Source organism: Candidatus Nitrosarchaeum limnium BG20, from assembly GCF_000241145.1.
Classification (GTDB): Archaea; Thermoproteota; Nitrososphaeria; order Nitrososphaerales; family Nitrosopumilaceae; genus Nitrosarchaeum; species Nitrosarchaeum limnae.
Window position 1 is genome coordinate 1 of sequence record NZ_AHJG01000003.1, and the last position, 1,420, is coordinate 1,420.

Annotated in this window: 3 protein-coding genes; 2 read left to right on the forward strand and 1 reads right to left on the reverse strand. The window is 31.4% G+C overall.

All coding sequences use genetic code 11. The features are described from left to right. Nucleotides 1–197: 197 nt before the first annotated feature. Nucleotides 198–605 (reverse strand): hypothetical protein, encoded by a 408-nt coding sequence (locus tag BG20_RS00075; protein WP_133936151.1) that lies wholly within the window; start codon nucleotides 603–605, stop codon nucleotides 198–200. Nucleotides 606–750: 145 nt separating this feature from the next. Between BG20_RS00075 and BG20_RS00080 the strand changes: the two genes are divergently transcribed. Together BG20_RS00080 and BG20_RS00085 are read left to right on the forward strand one after the other, a co-directional pair. Beyond that, entirely contained in the window at nucleotides 751–1,017 is a 267-nt protein-coding gene (locus BG20_RS00080) for a DUF7521 family protein (RefSeq protein WP_007401724.1), read from the forward strand. A gap of 1 nt (nucleotide 1,018) precedes the next feature. Then, on the forward strand, nucleotides 1,019–1,357 hold the full coding sequence (locus BG20_RS00085; RefSeq protein ID WP_010189397.1) for a winged helix-turn-helix domain-containing protein: 339 nt from the start codon (nucleotides 1,019–1,021) through the stop codon (nucleotides 1,355–1,357). Nucleotides 1,358–1,420: the final 63 nt, after the last annotated feature.

Consider the following 1,420-nt stretch of genomic DNA (forward strand, 5'->3'; position numbering starts at 1 on the left):
TTGGGTTGATTCCATGATGGGTTGATTCCATGATGGCTGCCCATTTAAGCATAATTTATGGATTGACTATAACATGTTAAAAATAATTATTTTGTCTAGTTTTTGATATTGTTTTAAATTATAAAACACCTACCAAATTATTTTAAAGATTTAATATTCCTAAAGAAATGAATCTAAATAAAAAAATAAAAACTAGCCTATGCTAATAGGCTAAGTTTCTTATCTCTTCTAATTGAGACTATTATGTATGCTGAAACAGCTATGATTCCTGCTTGAAGAACTTTGCTTAGGATGTCGATAAAACCCACATCGTCTTGTTGCCCCACAAGTGGAATATCCACAGTTCTTGATAACACATAAAGAATTATCAAAGACATTGAACCTCCTATTGCCAAAATATATGGTATTTTACTTGTGTGTTTAGAGATTGTTGCCCACACTCCTATTGGAATGTATGCTGCACCCACTGCAGCAAAAAACGCGGTTTCAATAAATGCACCATTTGGGAATTCTTGCGTTTTACCAACATTGTCGTTGAATTCTTGACTTGCATCTGCAATTTCTTGAGTAGATACAAAGAGATACAAAGCTCCTGTAACTAGCATCAAAAACACCATTGAGAACATAGCTGATCTCAATGTTTTTGATTTCATAATTTGCATATGTAAAATCTAATTTAATAGATGTCGACCATTTTCAAAAAACGAGAATGGAAGATATTAATTAAATACACATTGATTGGATTTAGATATGGTCGAAGAACTTCATTATGCTATACTAATAGTGCATTTGATTGCAGGCTTGGTACTTGTGTATTTGGCAATCAAGGCATTTAAGAAAACAAAATATCCTCCAATGGCATTACTTGCTATTGGGTTTTCACTAATTGTTATTGGTGATACAATTATTGGTGACTATATGGAATTTCTTGAACAAGGTATTTTTGGTGAAGTTTTAACAGAAACCATTGAAATTTTGGGTTTTGTTGTTTTGATACTTGCAGTGAAACGAAGCTGAAATGGACGATGCACATGACATTCTCGACACAATAACTGACGAACAGAGCAGGTCAATACTTGCATTACTTTCTAAATCTGAACTTAACATTCAACAAATTTCTGACACTCTAAACATTCCTCTATCTACGGCATATAGAAAAGTAAAAAAGTTAGATGATTTGAAATTAATAAAAAAAACTAAAGTGATACGAACACTTGAGGGTCTAAATGAAAGTTATTACAAAAATTGGATCTATGAAGTAATCATTATTTATCGAGATGGTGAGCTATCTTACAAATTAGACCACATTAAGATTGAAGATAAAATTGTAAGGTTATGGCAAAAATTCTCTGAATAATATTCTAAAAATTAAAAGATTCCATGTTCTGATTATTCTGTGCTGAAAACTATTTTTATCTTC

What these genes read in the sequence shown, in the direction of transcription:
- BG20_RS00075 (WP_133936151.1), bottom strand. Translation starts at nt 605, where the DNA reads ATGCTAGTTACAGGAGCTTTGTATCTCTTTGTATCTACTCAAGAAATT.
- BG20_RS00080 (WP_007401724.1), top strand. Translation starts at nt 751, where the DNA reads ATGGTCGAAGAACTTCATTATGCTATACTAATAGTGCATTTGATTGCA.
- BG20_RS00085 (WP_010189397.1), top strand. Translation starts at nt 1,019, where the DNA reads ATGGACGATGCACATGACATTCTCGACACAATAACTGACGAACAGAGC.